The sequence below is a fragment of the Bradyrhizobium genosp. L genome (assembly GCF_015624485.1).
GTDB lineage: Bacteria > Pseudomonadota > Alphaproteobacteria > Rhizobiales > Xanthobacteraceae > Bradyrhizobium.
Genome location: NZ_CP061378.1, coordinates 1,318,438 through 1,335,779, shown reverse-complemented (window position 1 = coordinate 1,335,779; position 17,342 = coordinate 1,318,438). Strand labels below are relative to the sequence as shown.

Here is a 17,342-nt window from a genome sequence, read left to right as displayed (position 1 = left end):
CGCGAAATGCTCCGGCACCGATCTTGCTGAACTGGGAGCCAACGAGATTCTGCCGGCGGCCATGGACCGCCCCGAGACGGCGTTGCCGGAGAGAGCCACGAGATGAACCCTGTCGCGTTGCTGACCCCGACCTACGGGCGCGATCTGGAAATCTGCACCTTGCTATGCGAGAGCGTGGATCGCCACGTCACCTCGTTTTCCAAGCACTATCTGCTCGTGCCGGATTGCGACCTGTCGCTGTTCGCGCCGCTGGCGAGCGAACGCCGCATCATCATCCCTGCCTCCTCCTTCCTGCCGGACTGGCTGCGCCCGCTGCCGCGCATGATCCAGCGCAAGCGGCGCCAGTTCTGGTGGTCGCTGCGCGCCAAGCCGGTGAACGGTTGGCATGTCCAGCAGATCCTGAAGATCGCAGCCTGCATCTCGCTGCCCTATGAGCGGTTCTGCATCCTGGATTCCGACATCGTGTTCTTCCGCGACTTCGACCTGGCGCGCTTCGAATACCCGAACCGGATCCCGCTCCTGAAGATGGCCGACGAAGTCACCGCCGACCAGCCGCGCCATTCGCGCTGGCTGGAGACCAGCCACCAATTGCTCGGCCTGCCGACGCCGCCGTTCCCGGCGCCCGACTTCATCGGACACATCATCTTCTGGGACAAGGAGACGACGCGCGTGCTCGCCGAGCGCATCGAGGCGGCGAGCGGCTTGAGCTGGATCGAGGCGCTGTGCAAAACCCGCGAATTCTCCGAATACCTGCTGTACGGCTTCCTGGTCGAGAACGACGCGGACGCGGCGCTGCGCCACACGGTGGTGCCGAAGACGCAATGCATCAGCTACTGGGACGACCCGACGCTGAGCAAGGATGAGCTGACCCGGCTGCTGATGCGCGCCAACAAGGATGACGTCGCGTTCTCGATCGCGTCCTTCTCCGGAACGCCGGTCGCGACCATCCGTGAGGTCGTGGCCGAGAGCGACGCCATCCTGGCGCCATCGCTGGCCGCCGAGCCCATGAGGCTTGCCTCGTCATGCTGATCGGACAGGCCAGCATCAACCTGACGGCCAACGTGCTCTCGGCGCTGCTCGGCCTCTTCAGCGTGTTCATCTTCACGCGGCTGTTCGCGCCGCACGACTACGGCGTCTATCTGCTCGGCGTCGGCTTCGCCTCCGTGATCTCGGTCTTCCTGGTGGGCTGGTTCCGCAATTTGATCCTGAGCGGGCACGCCCGCAATGACGGCACCGACATCCGCGGCCTGGTCGCATCCGGCTATCTGATCTGCTGCCTGACTGCGCCGCCCGCCTATCTGCTGGCGCGCCTGGTCGGGCTCGATCCGACCGCGGCGCTTGCCGCCGTCGCGCTTGCGGTTGCGATCGGCCTGTTCGAACTGACGCAGGATCTGCTGCGCGCGCGGCTGAAGGCGCTGTCGGTGATGAAAGCGACGCTGGTGCGCGCCGGCGCGCTGCTCGGCTTCGGCGTCGTCGTCGCACTGACCAGCCCGGTCGGATTCCTGCTGCTGCTTGCAGCCACTGGAGCCTATCTCGTCGCGGTGCTGGTACAGTCGCGCAGTGCCTGGCGCGGCACGACGATCACGTTCGACCGCGCCGACCTCTCGACATTGGCCCGCACCGGCCTGCCGCTCACTCTGTCGCTCACGCTGCTCGCGATCTCGAGCGTGACCGACCGCTTCATGATCGCCAATCTGATCGGCGCGGCCGACGCCGGCAAATATGTCGCGGCGCTCGACCTGGTCCGCCAGACCCTGATGATGCCGGCGATGAGCATGGCCGCCGCCTTCTTCCCGATGGCCGTGCAGATCCACGCCAAACAGGGCGACGGCGCGGTCAGGAGCCATCTCGCCGAATGCCTCGAGCTGCTCGCCGGCGTCACCTTGCCGGCCTGTCTCGGCTTTGCGGTGATCGCGCCGCAAATCGCCAACATCATCCTCGGTGCCGACTTCCGCGCGCTCGCCGGCGAGATCATGCCGGTCGTCGCACTCGCCGTCCTGTTCCAGGTGCTGACGCAGCAATATCTGCATGCGAGCTTTCTGCTGTCGGGGCGCAATTCCTTCTATTTGATCAACACCGCCTCGATCATCGCCGCCAACGTGATCCTGTCCTACGTCCTGGTCAGCCATTACGGCACGATCGGCGCGGCCTGGGCGCGGCTCGGCGCCGACGCCACCGGCTTTGCTTGCGCGCTGATCCTGTGCCGCTTCGCTTTCCCGATCCCGATCCCGCTCGGCCGCCTCGCTTTGATCGTGATCGCCGCGCTCGCGATGGTGCTCACCGTCGGCGCGCTGGATCGCACGCTGCACATCACCGACCTCCCCGCCTGTCTCGTGCTGGCCGGCGCCGGAATCATCGTCTACGCCGCACTGTGCTGGCTGTTCGACATCGCTCGCCTGCGCGGCCGGCTGAAGCAGGGCTTCGCCATATTCCGCACCAAATTCGCAAACAGCAACGTTGGATGAGCCGATGAACAAGATGCTTGCGCTCGACACATCGAATGCCGAAATGACCGACCTGCCGCTGCCGGCGCCGATCCACCCGGAGTCGCTGCTGGCGCTGCCACCCGGCGAGGCCAAGCACAGCCTGCTGACGGTGCACAGCATACTCGAAGCGCGATTGCCGCCCGGGCCGCTTGCGATCTACGAGGCCGGCGGCGGCTCGACCAGCTATTTGCCGCTCGGCGTGATCGGCCGCGGCCATGTCACCGTCGTTGATATCGACGAGGACCAGATCCGCAACAACACCTACGCGCAGGAGGCGATCCTCGGCGACCTCCAGACCTATCGTTTCCCGCCAAAGCGGTTCGACCTGATCATCTGCTACAACGTCATCGAGCACGTGCCCGACGTCGAGGCCGTGCTGACCGGCTTCTGTGAGGCGTTGAAGCCGAACGGCCTGCTCCTGATCGGCGCACCGAACCCGAAGTCGCTGTCCGGCGTCGTCACGAAATATTCCCCGCACTGGTTCCACGTCTGGTTCTATCGTTATGTGCGCGGCGAGAAGAAGGCCGGCCTGCCGGGCGAGGCGCCGTTCCCGACCCATTTCCATCCGCTGGTCACGCTCGGCAATCTCGAAGCATTCGCGGCCCGCCACGGCCTGCAGGCGATCTACCGCAGGAAGTACGAGAGCCCGCGCTATCCGGAGATGCGCCGGCGCAAGCCGTTGCTGGCCGCGCTGATCGACGCCGCCGCGAAGACGATGAACGCGCTGCTGCCCGGCAAGACCGACGTCCGGCACGGCGACTATCATGTGATCCTTCGGAAGCTTGGGTAATGAACGCATTGTGGTCCGAGGCCAGGGTCAAGGTCAGCCACCGGCTGGCGATGCATGTGCAGGTCGAGCGTTTTCGCCTGCGCAATGCCACGCCGATGGTGACCTTCACCTTTGACGATCTGCCGAGGAGCGCGGCGACGCTCGGCGCCGACATCCTGGAATCCTACGGCGCGCGCGGCACGTTCTATGTGTCCGGCGGCCTGGTCGGAATGGACGCGCCGGATTGGGCGACGGGCAGCTCCGACGATGTCGTCTCGCTGCACCGCCGGGGTCATGAGATCGGCTGCCACACCTTCTCGCACCGCCGCGCCTGCGACCTCGACGAGACCACGCTCGCCGAGGAGATCGCGCGCAACCGCACCTACTTCCATTCGCTCGATCCGACCATGCCGGTCGAGACCTTCGCCTATCCGTTCGGCTACGGCTCCTATGCGCGGAAGCACCAGTTGAAGTCCGAATTCCTCACCTGTCGCAGCATCGTGCCGGGCGTGAACAGCGGCGAGGTCGACCTCCAGTTCCTGCGCGCGATCCCGCTGATCGACCGCCAGACCTCACGCGATCGCATCGAGCAGGCGTTCAGCGAGGCCTCATACACTAACGGCTGGTTAATTTTCTACAGCCACGACGTCGCCGAGCGGCCGAGCCTCTATGGCTGCTCACCCGATCTCATGACATCGGCACTGGAAGCCGCGGCACGGCGCAACATCCCGGCGTTGACGATGGCGGAGGCGTTCCGATGCGCCCGCGCTTAAACGCTTTGTTTGCCTTTCTGGTGAATAGTCCCCCAATCGGTATGGTTAATTTTCCGTGTTGCGTTTTTACCGCGTCTGGTGCGCATGGCGTGACCCGAATGAGTGCTCCCCAGCCGATGCGTGCGGGCGTTGAAATGGAAGCTGGGGTCGATGCTCAACTATGACCAGCCGATAGAGCGAGCCAAGCCGGAGCCGCGCCAGGCGGCGGCGCCTGTCGGCTTCAACGTGCTCGACCTGATCAAGCTGTTGTGGGCGCGCAAGGTCGCCATCATATCGGCCGCGCTGATCTGCGCCTGTATCGCGGTTGCGATCGGCAAGAGCCTGACGCCGAAATACACCGCGAGCGCCCAGCTCTATGTCGACCCGCGCGAGCTGCAACTGGTCGATCGCGAGCTGACCCCGCGCGCCCAGGACCTGTCCGGCCTCTCGATGGTGGTCGAAAGCCAGTCGCGCCTGATCACCTCCAACAACGTGCTGCTGCAGGTGATCCGCGACACCGATCTCGTCAACGACCCGGAGTTCGGCGGCCCCGCCGGCAAAGGCCTGCTTGCTTCGCTGCTCGGCTTGTTCGGCATCGAGCCGAAGCCGGCCGCGGATCAGCAGCAAGTCGAGATGACCCTGCTCGACGCGCTCAATCGCCATATCAACGTCAAGAAGACCGATCGCACCTTCATCGTCGACATCGACGTCTGGTCGCGCGAGCCGGCGAAGGCGGCGATGCTCGCCAACGCGATCGCCAAGGCCTATCTCACCGAGTCCAAGCGGTCGCAGGCCGATGCGGCCCGGCGCGCCACGCGGGATCTCTCCGGCCGGCTGAAGGAGCTGCAGGCGCGACTGCGCAACGCCGAAGAGACGCTTGCGACCTACAAGGCACAGAACAATTTCGTCGGCTCGCAGGACAATCTGATCACCGACCAGCAGCTCTCCGCCGGTAACCAGCGGCTGTCCGCAGCGCGGGCGCTGACGCTCGATGCCCAGGCGAAGTATGACCAGATCGAGACCAGCCGCCGCGGCACAACCGATCCGGGCGCCATCCCCGAGGCACTGCAATCGCCGACCATCGCCAATCTGCGCGCGCAATATGCCGACGCGAAGAAGCGGCAGGCCGAATTGCAGGGCGAGCTCGGACCGCGCCACCCCGCGCTGCGCCAAGTCGATCAGCAGGTCGAGGACCTCAAGCGCACCATCAAGGAAGAGATCGACCGCTACGCGCAATCCGCGAAGAACGATCTGACGCGGGCACGCGACTACGAGGCATCGCTGAACAAGGCGCTCGACGTGCAGAAGCACCAGAGCGTGCAGATGAGCCAGGCCTCGGTGCGGCTGCGCGAACTCGAGCGCGAGGTCGATGCCAGCCGCGACGTCTATCAGGCCTTCCTCAAGCGTTCGCGCGAGACCGAGGAGCAGGAGAGCCTCAACACCTCGAGCGCACGCGTGATCGGCGATGCCACGATCCCGCAGACGCGCACCTTCCCGCCGGCGATGATGCTGCTGGCGATGCTCGGCTTCATGGCCGGCGCGCTCGCCGCCGCAGCCTGGGTCGTGGCCGCGAGCCAGCTCGCGCCCGGCGCCGATCCGGTACGGCCCAAGGTTCAGCCGAAGTTCGAGCCCAAGCTCCAGCCGAAGCAGGACGCAGCCCCGGAGCGGCCGACCCTCGCAGCGGCGGTCAGGCAGGCCGCAAAGGCGGCACGGCCCGCGCCGCCACGTGCCGTCGGCCCGATCGAGGGGCCGCCGATCGACAAGCCGTTGATCGAGAAGCCGCTGATCGCGCAGTTGCAGGAATCCGACGTCATGCGCACGCTTGGCGGAATCCTGACCGGTAGCAATGCCGCCGACGTCACGCGGTTCGGCTGGCCGACGCTGCGTACCAGTGCGGTGCTGGCGCCGTTCTCGAACACGATGCGCGACGTCTACGCCGCGCTCGCCAACCGGACTGCGCCGGGCAGCGTGCCTGTGCTGGCCGTCATCGGCACCGCGAATGATCGCGATCGCAGCATGGTGGCGCTGAACGTCGCACTCGCCGCCGCGCGCGACGGCGTCCGGGTGTTGCTGATCGATGCCGACGCTGAGACCCACGCGTTGACCAACAAGGTCGGACAGTCCGGCACCAGCAAGCCGAGCCGGCTCGACTGGCTCACCATCGGCAGCAAGGCCGCCCGCGCCATCAATACGGTGAACGGCATCGCGATCCTGCCCGCGATCAACGGCAGCCGCGCCAAAGCGAGCGATGCGATCCGGAAGGCGATCGCCCAGGCGCGCGCCACCGGCGGCCATGATCTCGTGATCCTGGACGGCCCTGCGATGCCGTGCGATCCGGCGGAACGCACGCTGCTCGACCTCGCCGACGCGCTCATCGCAGCGCTGCCGGCGGATCGCGACATCAACGAGGCGATGGAAGACATCATCACCGCGCTCGGCGGTACCGAGCGCAAACTCGCCGGGGTGGTCCTCAACGAGCTCAACGCCGCTGCGATCAAAGCGGCTTGATCTGCACCTTGCGGAATTTGACCACGCCCGAGCCGTATTGCAGCGCGACGTAGCCGCTGGCGTGCTTGGAGTCCTGCGCGTCGACGGTCTTCTGGCCGTTCAAGGTCACGACGAAGTGCGGACCCTGCGCGGTGATCTCATAGGTGTTCCACTTGCCGGCCGCCTTCGGCATCGGATCGACCTTGGCGACGTCGACGATGGCGCCGGTGCCGTAGGTCGGATCCGGCCGCTTGTCGAAGATGTTGACCTCGTAGCAGGTCTTGCCGTCGACCACTTTGTTGCTTTCGCAACGGATGAAGATGCCGCTGTTGGCTTCCTCGTCGACCCAGAACTCGGCCCGGATCTGGAAGTCCTTGTAGGGCGTCTTGCTGACGAGATAGGCGAGGTCCTTGCCATCGAGCTTGTCCGCCATCAGCTCGCCGTTCTTCATGGTCCAGTTGGCCTTGCCAACCTCGTCCCAGTCGCCCTTCATGGTACTGTCGAGCAGAGTGACCCAACCATCGGCGCCCGAGGCGGCGGTGGAAAATTGCAGTGCGGCTGCGCCGATCAACAGACCGGCCGCGACTGTCGACAGATGCTTCATGAAGGTGGTCCTCCCGTTTTTGGTTGGCGCGCAACCTAGCATCGTCTGCAGCGGCGACAATCCCGTTTTTCATGTTGCAGCTGCGTTGCCTCACGGCGCGTTGTCGCAAACTTGAGATCAGACATGCGTGCGGATGTCTTGCCGGGCGGAAGCGAGAACGGTTAGCCTCGCCGAAGATACGGGCACGACAGTTGCCCGACAGAGTGCGTGGGAGGATGCGATGACAACGTCGAACCGGTCGTGGCGATACCTGATGATGCCGCTGGCGCTGGCCGGGACGCTGAGCGTCAGCTCCGCGGCGGAGCTCAATCCCGCCGCCGTCACCTACAAGCTGCCGGACCAGATCCCCTGGAGCCCGGTCGACGCGCGCGGCGCGCAGAACGCGGTGGTGGTCGGCGATCCCTCGAAGCCCGGCTTCTATATGGTCTACACCAAATGGACCAAGGGCAATCACTTCAGCCACCCGCATTTCCATCCCAACGACCGCTACATCGTCGTGCTGAAGGGCACCTGGTGGGTGGGCTCGGGCCCAAAATTCGATCCCGAGCACGGCACCGTGGCGATGCCGGCCGGCAGCTTCGTCACCCATTACGGCAAGCAGGTGCATTGGGACGGCGCCAAGGACGAGGACGCGGTGCTCTTGATCATGGGCGAAGGACCTGCGACCGCGACCGAGGTCGAACAGAAATAGCCGTCGCCCGGCTCCCGGCCGGCTGCGTTTTGGCGGTCGGTGCCGGATTAGCAACCTTTGTCGCCGCGCGGCGTTTCAGCCTCTCATCATGACGAGGAGACGACGAATGGCGAACGCTGCGGATATTCGCGAGCATATGGATGTAATCTCGTCGGACAAGAAGACTGTCGGTAAGGTCGACCACATGGAGGGCGCCGACAAGATCAAGCTGACCAAGCAGAGCTCGCCCGACGGCCAGCACCATCACTTCATCCCGCTGGCCTGGGTCGACCATGTCGATCAGCACGTCCACCTCAACAAGTCCGGCGCCGACGTGACGGCGCATTGGCAGCACGGCCGGCAGTAGCCGCGTTGCGCGGGATGCCGCGCATGATATCATCGCGACCATAGGAACAGCGTCCGATGCATCCCGCCGCAAGACTGCAGTTTGCCCGCATTGTCGACGAGTGCGTGCGCTGGCGCGCCATTCCCGAGCCGGAACGGCCGCCGGCGCCCGCATGGTGGTGGGGACCTGCGTTCGAGCTGCGCGATGCCGCCGAGGTGTTGCCTGCCCTGTGGTGCCGCCGGCTCCACCTGCCGGGCGGCGCGAGCTTTGCCGACGCGGCGGCGGCGCTGCGGGGAACGCTGGCCGACCAGACCGCGCTCCCTTGGCCGTATGATTTCTCACGCAAGGTCGCATCGACCGATTCCGACGTCCGCGACTTGCACGTGCAGCCGTCAGACGACAGCGCGTTTCCGCCCTAATCCTTCCAGTTCCTGATCCTCCGCCGGCTGCAGCGGCGGCGACGCCAGCACCGGCGCGACCCGCAGCAGCTCGGCGAGATCGCGCGGCGGCAGCGGCCGGGAGAACAGGAAGCCCTGCATCTCATCGCAGGCATGCGCGCGCAGGAATTCCTGCTGCTCGGAGGTCTCGACGCCCTCGGCGACGATGGTCATGCCGAGCGCCTTGCCCATGCTGATGATGGCCTGCGCGATCGCGACGTCTTCGGAATCGTCGGGCAAATCGCGCACGAAGGAGCGGTCGATCTTGATGGTGTCGATCGGGAGCTGCTTCATCAGCGACATCGACGAATAGCCGGTGCCGAAATCGTCGATCGCCAGCCGAATGCCGCGGCTCTGGATCGCGTCGAGCACGCGGACGGCGCGCGTGACGTTGCGCATCACCATGCTCTCGGTGATCTCGAGCTGCAGCAGTTCCGGTGACATGCCGCTCGCCAGCAGCGCCGCGTCGACGTCGTCGAGCAGATGCGGATCGGCAAACTGCCGCGGCGACAGATTGACCGCCATAGCGACCGGCTTGAGGCCGCGACGCTGCCACGCCATGTTCTGCGCGCAGGCCTCCTTCAGCACCCAGCGCCCGATCGGCACGATCAGGCCGACTTCCTCCGCAAGCGGAATGAACTGGCCCGGCGAGACCTGACCGAGCTCGGGATGGCTCCAGCGCAGCAGCGCCTCGACGCCGGAGATCTGGCCGCTCGTCATGTCGACCTTGGGCTGGTAGTGGAGCGAGAACTGGTTGCGCTCGAGCGCGCGCCGCAGCGCGCTCTCCATGGTCAGGCGCTCGATCGACTGCGCCTTGATCTCGCTGGAGAAGAAGCGGAAGCCGTTCTTGCCGTCCTCCTTGGCGAGATACATCGCCATGTCGGCGTTCTTGGTCAGCGTCTGCACGTCGGAGCCGTCGGCGGGATACATCGCGATCCCGATCGAGGCCGTGGTGTGGCACTCATGCCCGCTGAGCTGCAGCGGCTGGCTGAGCGCGGCCAGCAGCTCGCCGGCGACCCGCTCGACGTCGTCGCGCGCGGCTGCCTCCTCCAGGATGACGACGAACTCGTCGCCGCCGAGCCGCGCCACCACATCGCTCGCGCGCAGCGAAGCGCGCAGCCGTTCGGCGATCGTCACCAGCAGCATGTCGCCGGCGTCATGGCCGAGCGAGTCGTTGATGACCTTGAAGCGGTCGAGGTCGATGAACAGCACCGCAAGCTGCTGTCGGTGCCGGTCCGCCATCTCGATCGCATGATGCAGCAGCTCGTTGAAGGTCTCGCGATTGGGCAGATTGGTCAGGCTGTCATGCGAGGCGAGATACTCGATGCGCTCGTCGGCCTTGTTCTTCGCGTCGGTGCGGTCGAAGCTCTCGAGCGCGAACGCCAGATTGTCGGCGAGCCGCTGCAGCAGCTCGGCGAACTCGGGCGTGAAGGTGTCCTTCTCGATCGCGACGAAGATCATGACGCCGACCACCTGGCCGCTGACGACAAGCGGAAACGAGGCGCCGGAACTGGTGCCGTCGAGGCGAGCGCGCTCGTGGAACGCGGCGGTCTCGGGATCGGCGAAATAGTCGTTGATGATGCAGGCCTTGCCCGAACGGAACGCCCGGCCGCAGGCGCCGCGGCCTTCCGGATGCGCCGCGTTGATCGACAGCGTCACCTGACGCGCACCCTCCGCGGCCGGTCCTGCGATTGCGACGATCTCGAGATAGTCGCTGTCGGGTTGCCGCAGCGCGATGGTGGTGGAGGTGAACTTGCCGCCGGTCGCCGCCGCCTCGCAGACCAGCTGATAGAGCTCGCCGCGGGATTTCGCCCGCATCATCGCCTCGTTGGTCGCGCTCAGCGCCGCGAACATCCGCGACAGCCGGTCCTTTTGCTCGTCGGCGCGGGCCTTCTCGTCGGCGCGGTCGAAATTGGCCAGCGCAAAGGAGACGTTCTCGGAAAGCCGCTGCAACAGCGCCATCATCTCCGGACTGAACGTTCCGAACTCGCCGGACACGAACACCAGCGCGCCGATCGCCTCGCCGTTCTTCAGCAGCGGCAGCGCCGCGCCGGACTTGCCGCCGCTGTCGCGGACCACCTGATGGACGTGGGTCTCCGGCCCGAAATCGCTGAGATAGTCGTTGCTGATGCAGGGCCTGCGGGTGCGGATCGCGATGCCGGTCAAGGTCTGGCCTTCGGGACGCGACGCATCGGTCGACAACAGCACCTCGCGGGCTCGTACCCGGTCGGGGCCCGAGACCGCGATGTTCTCCAGGAATACCTGGCCCGGCCGCACCAGGCGGATGGTAGCGGAGATGAACTGGCCACCGACGGCCGCTGCATCGCACACCAGGTCGAACATCTCGGCGCGGGACTTCGCCCGCATGATCGCCTCGTTGGTGGCACTCAACGCGGCGAACATCCGCGTCAGCCGCTCCTTCTGCTCCTCGGTCCGTGCTTTCTCGTCGGCGCGGTCGAAGCTCCCGATTGCATAGGATACGTTGTCGGCGAGCCGCTGCAGCAGCTCGGCGAATTCGGACGAGAAGGTGTTGCGCTTGGCCGAAATGAACAGCATCACGCCGACCGGCTGGTCGCCGACGATCAACGGAAACGCCGCGCCAGATCGCGCCTCCTCGCGCTCGATGACGTCGCGGAATGCATTGTTGGCGACGTCGTTCAGAAAGTCATTGTTGATGCAGGCCTGGCGCGAGCGGAACGCCCGGCCACAGACGCCGCGCCCCTCGGGCCGCGCCTCGTTGCGCGAGACGTTGAGGCGGCGCGCATTCTCCTCCGTCGGTCCGGCGACCGCCATCATCTCGAAAAAATCGTCGCCCGGCTTCGCCATCAGGATGCTGGTCGAGTTGAAGCCGCCACCATGGGCTGCCGCCGCGCAGACCAGCTCGAACATCTCGAGCCGCGACCTCGCGCGCATGATCGCCTCATTGGTCGCGCTCAGCGCGGCGAACATCCGCGCCAGGCGCTCCCGTTCGGCGTCGGCCTTGGCCTTCTCGGTGGCACGGCCGAACGTGTCGAGCGCGACCGAGACGTTCTCGGCGATGCCGGCGAGCAGCGCGATGATCTCCTGATCCGCAGCCCAGGAATTGCCGATGAAGAAGATCAGAACGCCGGCGCTGCTGCCGAAACGCGTCAGCGGCAGCGCGACGCAGGCCATCATGGCGCCGCCGCGGGTTTGCGCCTGAGCCGAGATCGCCGATTTGGGGATGTCGTGCTCGATGCAGGGCCGCTGGCTCCGGAACGCCTCGCCGCAGATGCCCTTGCCGTAGACATTGCCGGGGTCGGTCGAGAAGCGCGTCTGCGTGATCAGATCGAGCGCTTCGCCGGTGCCGGCGACAGGCTCGAGCCAGTGGCTGTCGGGTTCGGCCAGCAGCACCACGGTGGCGAAGGATTTGCCGCTGAACACCGCGGCGTCGCAGACCCGCTGATAGAGATCGTGCTCGGTCTTGGCGCGAAGGATCGCCTCGTTGGTGGCGCTGATGGCGCCGAACATGCGGTTGAGCCGGCGCATCGCCCGCTCGCCGCTCTTGCGCTGGGCTTCATGGTCGAAATTGTCGAGCGCATAGGAGACGTTCGCCGCCATGCGCTCCAGCAGCGCCACGGTCTCCTCGCTGAGCGAGTTGGCTTCACGCCGCGTCACCATGAAGACGCCGATGCTGCGCCCGTTGCAAACCAGCGGCATCGCTGCCGCGGCACCGAGGCCGGCCGCGGCGGCGCCGCTGCGCCAGGCCGCCGAGCAGGCGTCGTTGATGTAATCATTGCTGACGAAGGCGCGCCCATCGCGGAACGCCCGGCCGGCGACGCCTTCGCCTTCGGGCGTGTTGGCGAGGGCGGAAATCGTGATGCTGCGCAGCCGCGTGACATCGTCACCGCAACCGGCCGCGAATTTCAGCAGGCCGGTATCCGGCTCCAGCAGAAACACGGTCGCGGCGAGGAAGCCTCCGTTGGAGAAGGCGGCCTCGCAGACCTTGCCGTACAGTTCCTCCGGCGATTTCGCGTACAGGATCGCTTCGTTGGTGGCATTCAACGCCGCAAATGTACGTCCGATACTCGACTGCACGATCCTCAAGGCCCCCGGGCTGCCCATCCCCCCCATCAGGCCGGACAATGCCCGCGAGAGGCCTAAGTGAGGGTTAGCGTATCCGGCAAGTTGCAAGTCAAAGTAAACGCATGACGAACGAAAGCCGCGATTTTCCGGGGTATTACGGGTGCTTGTGTGCCAGGCTGACGCGCCGAAGCCGCGCTCCGGCGCGCCCGCCAACCTCGCATCGGCACGCCGGCCAAATTCCACGCCGCGACCGCGCCCGTTCCACGCGGTGAAATCGCGGCGAGGAGCACCCTGCTCCCGGTATGGCGGACCGGATTTTCTGGCCTTGCTCGCGTCCCGGCGCTTTGAGAGCATGACGTCAATATCAGCAAAGCAAGACCCGCCTGTCGCGCGGGCCGACCGCGAGGAAACCCGATGCCGATCGTCCAGGCCGACCGTCTCACCCAGATCGGCGCGGCGCTGCTGAAGGCCGCCGGCGCATCGGATGAGGAGGCCAGCGCCGTCGCCTCCGGCTGCGTCAACGCCAACCTCGCCGGCCACGACTCCCACGGCATCATCGCGATCCCGACCTATATCGACCGGATCAAGGCTGGCCACATCGTGCCCGGCGCCAAATGGACCATCGTCCAGGAGACGCCGACCACGACCGTGATCGACGGCCATTGGGGGTTCGGCTTCCACGTCAACGCCAAGGCGATGGAGATGACCATCAACAAGGCGAAGACCGCCAATGTCGCGGCTTGCACCGTGTTCCGCCAGAGCCATGTCGGTCGGCTCGCGCATTACCCGCTGATGGCGATGCGCGAAGGCATGATCGGGATCGCCGCGGCCGATTCCGGCCGCTCGCCGAAGCATGTCGCGCCATTCGGCGGCCGCGAGGCGCGGCTCGGCACCAACCCGCTCTCGATCGCGGTGCCATCCGATCTCGAGGCGCCGTTCTACCTGGATATGGCGACCTCGGCGGTCGCGGCCGGCAAGATCCAGCTCGCGGTGGCGCGCGGCGAATCCATTCCGAAGGGCTGGATCATCGACGCCGACGGCCGCGACAGCACCGATCCGAAGGACTACCGCAAGGGCGGCGCGCTGCTGCCGCTCGGCGGCACCGAGGGCTACAAGGGTTCGGGCCTCGCCGCGATGGTCGAGGTGCTGTGCGGCCTGCTCACCGGCCTCGGCTTTGGCGTCGAGCCGACCGGCCGGCACAATGACGGCTGCTTCATGGCGGTGTTCAACGTCGCCGCATTCCGCCCGCTGCAGCAGTTCAAGCAGGAGGTCGCCGATTTCGCCCGCTATCTGAAATCGACGCCGCCCTCGGAAGGCAGCCGCGGCGTGTTCTATCCGGGCGAGGTCGAATTCCTGCGCGAGCAGGAGCGGCGCAAGAACGGCATCGAGATCGAGGATGCCACCTGGGAGAAGCTGAAAGCGCTCGCAACCGACTACAGACTCGACCTCGACCTCCGCTGAGACGGGAGCACCACATGACACGGCAAATGGCGCTGGTTGGCTTTTTGCAGGCGCAGAACTGCACCAATTTGCCGGGCTCATGGCGTCACCCGGAATCGCGCGATGATTCGATGTCGGCGGATTACTATCAGGAGATCGCCCGCATCCTGGAGCGCGGCAAGTTCCACATGGCGTTCTTCGATGACCGGCTGGCGATGCCGGATCGTTACAACAACGACCACGCCCACACCGTCGAATACGGCATCCGCTGCGTGAAGATGGACCCGATCGTGGTGCTGACCACGATGGGCATGGTGACGACCAGGCTCGGCCTCGCCTCGACCGCATCGACCACCTATTTCGAGCCGTTCGACGTCGCGCGCCGGTTTGCGACGCTCGACCTGATGACCAACGGCCGCGCCGCCTGGAACGTGGTGACGTCGGTGAACGACGGCGAAGCCCTCAACATGGGCAAGGCGCAGCACCTCGACCACGATCCCCGCTACGACCGCGCCGACGAGTTCATGGAAGTCGTGCTCGGCCACTGGGATTCCTGGGAGGACGGCTCGCTCGTCATCGACAAGACGAGCGGCCGCTTCGCCGATCCGACCAAGGTGAAGCGGCTCGATCACAAGGGCGCGTTCTTCAACTCGCGCGGGCCGTTCACCGTGCCGCGCTCGCCGCAGGGCCATCCCGTCGTGGTGCAGGCCGGCGCAAGCGGCCGCGGCCAGCGCTTTGCCGGCCGCTGGGGCGAGGTGATCTTCACCGCCGCGCGCAATCTCGCCCACGCCAAGCAGGGCTATGACGCGATCCGCGGTGAGGCGGCCAAGGCCGGCCGCGATCCCGACCAGATGTTCCTGTGCAACCTGATCACGCCGGTCGCCGGCGCCACCAAGGCGGAGGCCGAGGATCGCATGGCTGTGATCCAGAAGCTGCCGCTCGAGATCGACGCATTGTCGCTGCTCGCCGAGGCGCTCAATTTCGATTTCGGCGCCAAGCCGATCGACGAGCCTTTGACCACCGAGGAGCTACAGGGCATGCAGGGCATGATCGGCATGCGCGACGGCGTGCTGCGCGCGTCCGGCAAGAGCAATCCCTCGACCCGCGACTTCATCACCTTCTCCGGCCGCGCCCAGGTGCAGGATGCGATCGTCGGCGGCCCCAAGGAGATCGCGGACCGGCTGGAGGAGATGTTCGTCGGCCGCGGCTGCGACGGCTTTGTGGTCGCCGCGAGCTACGTGCCGGGCTCCTATGCCGACTTCGTCAACCACATCGTACCCGAATTGCAGAAGCGCGGCCTGTTCCACAAAGACTATGCCGGCACCACGCTGCGCGAGAATCTCGGGTTGAAGCGCCCGGCTGCCGGCGCGTGGAAGACGCGCGTGCAAGCTGCCGCCGAATAGAAGGACCTCATCATGCGCTGGCTGAAATTCACCGCCGCAGGCAAGACATCCTGGGGCCTCGTCGAGGGCGACACGGTCACGACGGTCAGCGGCGATCCGTTCGGTGAATGGAGCAAAACCTCGCAAACGCATGCGCTCGGTGAGGTCAAGATCGAGCTGCCGCTGGTCCCGCGCACCTTCTATTGCGTCGGGCTGAACTACCTGAAGCATCTCAAGGAAGCCGCCGACAAGGCCGGCACCGTGCCGAACATTCCCGACCGACCCGAGATCGGCTACCGCGCCCAAAACGCGCTGATCGCGCACGACGAGGACGTCGTGATTCCCGCGCATGCGACCGAGAAGGTGCACTACGAGGGCGAGCTCGCCGTCGTGATCGGCAAGAAGGTCAAGCACCTCAGCGAAGCCAATGCGATGGATTGCGTGTTCGGCTATACGATCGGCAACGACGTCTCCGAACGCACCTGGCAGAAGGCCGATCGTGGCCTGTGGCGATCCAAGAACGCCGACACCTTCAAGCCGATGGGACCGTGGATCGAGACCGATGTCGACCTCGAGCGCATGGAGACCGCGATCCGCGTCAACGGCAAGGAAACCGGCCGCTTCCGCACCAACGACATGATCTTCGGCATCGTCCCCTTCCTCGTCGAGCTGACGAAGTACTTCACGCTGTGGCCCGGCGACGTGATCTGGATGGGCACCGACGGCGCCTCGCCTGATTTGAAGCACGGCGACGTGGTTGAGATCGACGTCACCGGCATCGGGACATTGCGCAACAGATTCGTGCGCGAGAAGGCGTGAGGTATTCACCACGCCATCGTCGTCCCGGCGAAGGCCGGGACCCATACTCCGCAGCGCAGGTCGTGGGCGGGACTCGTCATTCCAGCGGCGCGGAACAATAGCCATTTGTGGTTATGGGTCCCGGCCTTCGCCGGGACGACACTCAATTTGTTCTCGCGACATGACCCGGCTCAGCGCGCGCCGTCGATCCGGCCCTTCACGTGATCGATGAAGGCGCGCAGCTTCGGCATGATTTGCCGGTTGCCGGGATAGTAGAGGAACACGCCTGGCGTCATCGGCGCGAATGGCTCCAGCACGCGAACCAGTCGTCCCTCCTTGACGGCGCCGGCGGCGAGCGGGGCCGGCACCTGCGCGAGCCCCATGCCCTCGGTCGCCGCGCCGAGCACCGCCGGAAAGTCGTAGGCGATGAACGGCCCCGACACGGCGAGCTCGATCGCGCGCCCCTTGTCGTTGAGCGGCCACGCCGCCACGCCGCCGTTCGATCGTCGCATCCGCAAGCATGCGTGCTGGCGCAGATCGTCCGGCCGCCTGGGCCGGCCACGGCGCGCGAGATAATCCGGGCTGGCGACGATGACGAGAGGCAGTGGCTTGGTCAGGCGCACGGCGATCATGTCGGGCGCGATGAACTGGCCCAGCCTGATGCCGGCATCGAAGCCTTCGGCCGCAAGATCGACCTGTTTCTCGCTTGCGGCCAGCTCGACCTCGATCTCGGGATATGCTGCGCAAAACGAGGCGACCAGCCGTTCGAGCAGGAGCGGCACCACCGAGCGCGGCACGGTGAGGCGCAACAGCCCGGCCGGCCGCTGCCCGAGTTCGCGCGCCGCCCCGCTCGCGGCGACCAGCTCCTCGAAGGCGGGCCTGGCGCGCGCGAGAAAGCGCTCGCCGGCTTCGGTCAGGCCGACGCTGCGGGTGGTGCGGATGAAGAGCACGGCGCCGACGCGCGCCTCCAGGGCACGCACCGCCTGGCTGATGGCCGACGGCGTGACCCCGAGTTCGGCAGCCGCGCGCCGAAAGCTGCGGTGCTGGGCGACACTCAGGAACGCCTCGACGCCGTCGAGCGCGCCATGCCGGACTGTGAAGTTCTGCTTCATAGCCTGTCAACATTA

Annotated in this window: 14 protein-coding genes; 11 read left to right on the top strand and 3 right to left on the bottom strand. The window is 66.1% G+C overall.

What is annotated here, in order from left to right; translation table 11 throughout:
* Positions 1 to 102: 102 nt before the first annotated feature.
* From IC762_RS06200 to IC762_RS06180, 5 genes are all read left to right on the top strand, one after another.
* The gene (locus IC762_RS06200) at positions 103 to 1,029 is read left to right on the top strand and encodes a DUF6492 family protein (protein WP_195787743.1); all 927 of its coding nucleotides are present in this window, start codon (positions 103 to 105) and stop codon (positions 1,027 to 1,029) included.
* Positions 1,023 to 2,465 carry a lipopolysaccharide biosynthesis protein gene (locus IC762_RS06195; protein ID WP_195787741.1) on the top strand — a complete coding sequence of 481 codons (1,443 nt, stop codon included), beginning with the start codon at positions 1,023 to 1,025 and terminating at the stop codon, positions 2,463 to 2,465. The genes IC762_RS06200 and IC762_RS06195 overlap by 7 nt, the downstream gene beginning before the upstream one ends.
* A 4-nt stretch (positions 2,466 to 2,469) precedes the next feature.
* Complete coding sequence (locus IC762_RS06190) at positions 2,470 to 3,276, top strand: class I SAM-dependent methyltransferase (RefSeq protein WP_195787739.1); 807 nt, start codon at positions 2,470 to 2,472, stop codon at positions 3,274 to 3,276.
* Complete coding sequence (locus tag IC762_RS06185; protein ID WP_195787737.1) at positions 3,276 to 4,028, top strand: polysaccharide deacetylase family protein; 753 nt, start codon at positions 3,276 to 3,278, stop codon at positions 4,026 to 4,028. The genes IC762_RS06190 and IC762_RS06185 overlap by 1 nt, the downstream gene beginning before the upstream one ends.
* A 150-nt stretch (positions 4,029 to 4,178) precedes the next feature.
* Positions 4,179 to 6,515, top strand: a complete 2,337-nt coding sequence (locus IC762_RS06180; protein WP_195787735.1) for an exopolysaccharide transport family protein — start codon at positions 4,179 to 4,181, stop codon at positions 6,513 to 6,515.
* Here IC762_RS06180 and IC762_RS06175 read toward each other — a convergent pair.
* Positions 6,502 to 7,098 (bottom strand): 3-keto-disaccharide hydrolase, encoded by a 597-nt coding sequence (locus tag IC762_RS06175; protein WP_195787733.1) that lies wholly within the window; start codon positions 7,096 to 7,098, stop codon positions 6,502 to 6,504. The genes IC762_RS06180 and IC762_RS06175 overlap by 14 nt on opposite strands.
* A 220-nt stretch (positions 7,099 to 7,318) precedes the next feature.
* Here IC762_RS06175 and IC762_RS06170 point away from each other — a divergent pair, with 220 nt between their 5' ends.
* The 3 genes from IC762_RS06170 to IC762_RS06160 all read left to right on the top strand — a co-directional run bounded on the left by IC762_RS06170 (position 7,319) and on the right by IC762_RS06160 (position 8,533).
* On the top strand, positions 7,319 to 7,789 hold the full coding sequence (locus tag IC762_RS06170; RefSeq protein WP_246801451.1) for a cupin domain-containing protein: 471 nt from the start codon (positions 7,319 to 7,321) through the stop codon (positions 7,787 to 7,789).
* 106 nt (positions 7,790 to 7,895) lie between these two features.
* On the top strand, positions 7,896 to 8,135 hold the full coding sequence (locus IC762_RS06165; protein WP_195787732.1) for a DUF2171 domain-containing protein: 240 nt from the start codon (positions 7,896 to 7,898) through the stop codon (positions 8,133 to 8,135).
* Positions 8,136 to 8,191: 56 nt separating this feature from the next.
* On the top strand, positions 8,192 to 8,533 hold the full coding sequence (locus IC762_RS06160) for a hypothetical protein (RefSeq protein WP_195787731.1): 342 nt from the start codon (positions 8,192 to 8,194) through the stop codon (positions 8,531 to 8,533).
* Here IC762_RS06160 and IC762_RS06155 read toward each other — a convergent pair.
* On the bottom strand, positions 8,507 to 12,607 hold the full coding sequence (locus tag IC762_RS06155; RefSeq protein ID WP_195787730.1) for a bifunctional diguanylate cyclase/phosphodiesterase: 4,101 nt from the start codon (positions 12,605 to 12,607) through the stop codon (positions 8,507 to 8,509). The two genes, IC762_RS06160 and IC762_RS06155, sit on opposite strands and share 27 nt — an antisense overlap.
* 402 nt (positions 12,608 to 13,009) lie before the next feature.
* Between IC762_RS06155 and IC762_RS06150 the strand changes: the two genes are divergently transcribed.
* From IC762_RS06150 to IC762_RS06140, 3 genes are read left to right on the top strand one after another with little or no spacing between them, the layout of a single operon-like run.
* Entirely contained in the window at positions 13,010 to 14,056 is a 1,047-nt protein-coding gene (locus IC762_RS06150) for an Ldh family oxidoreductase (RefSeq protein ID WP_195787729.1), read from the top strand.
* A gap of 14 nt (positions 14,057 to 14,070) precedes the next feature.
* On the top strand, positions 14,071 to 15,438 hold the full coding sequence (locus IC762_RS06145) for an LLM class flavin-dependent oxidoreductase (RefSeq protein ID WP_195787728.1): 1,368 nt from the start codon (positions 14,071 to 14,073) through the stop codon (positions 15,436 to 15,438).
* Between the two features lie 12 nt (positions 15,439 to 15,450).
* A complete protein-coding gene (locus IC762_RS06140) occupies positions 15,451 to 16,236 on the top strand; it encodes a fumarylacetoacetate hydrolase family protein (RefSeq protein WP_195787727.1) in 786 nt (261 codons plus the stop codon).
* Positions 16,237 to 16,406: 170 nt separating this feature from the next.
* Here the strand turns inward: IC762_RS06140 and IC762_RS06135 are convergent, their stop codons facing one another.
* The gene (locus tag IC762_RS06135; RefSeq protein WP_195787726.1) at positions 16,407 to 17,327 is read right to left on the bottom strand and encodes a LysR substrate-binding domain-containing protein; all 921 of its coding nucleotides are present in this window, start codon (positions 17,325 to 17,327) and stop codon (positions 16,407 to 16,409) included.
* Positions 17,328 to 17,342: the final 15 nt, after the last annotated feature.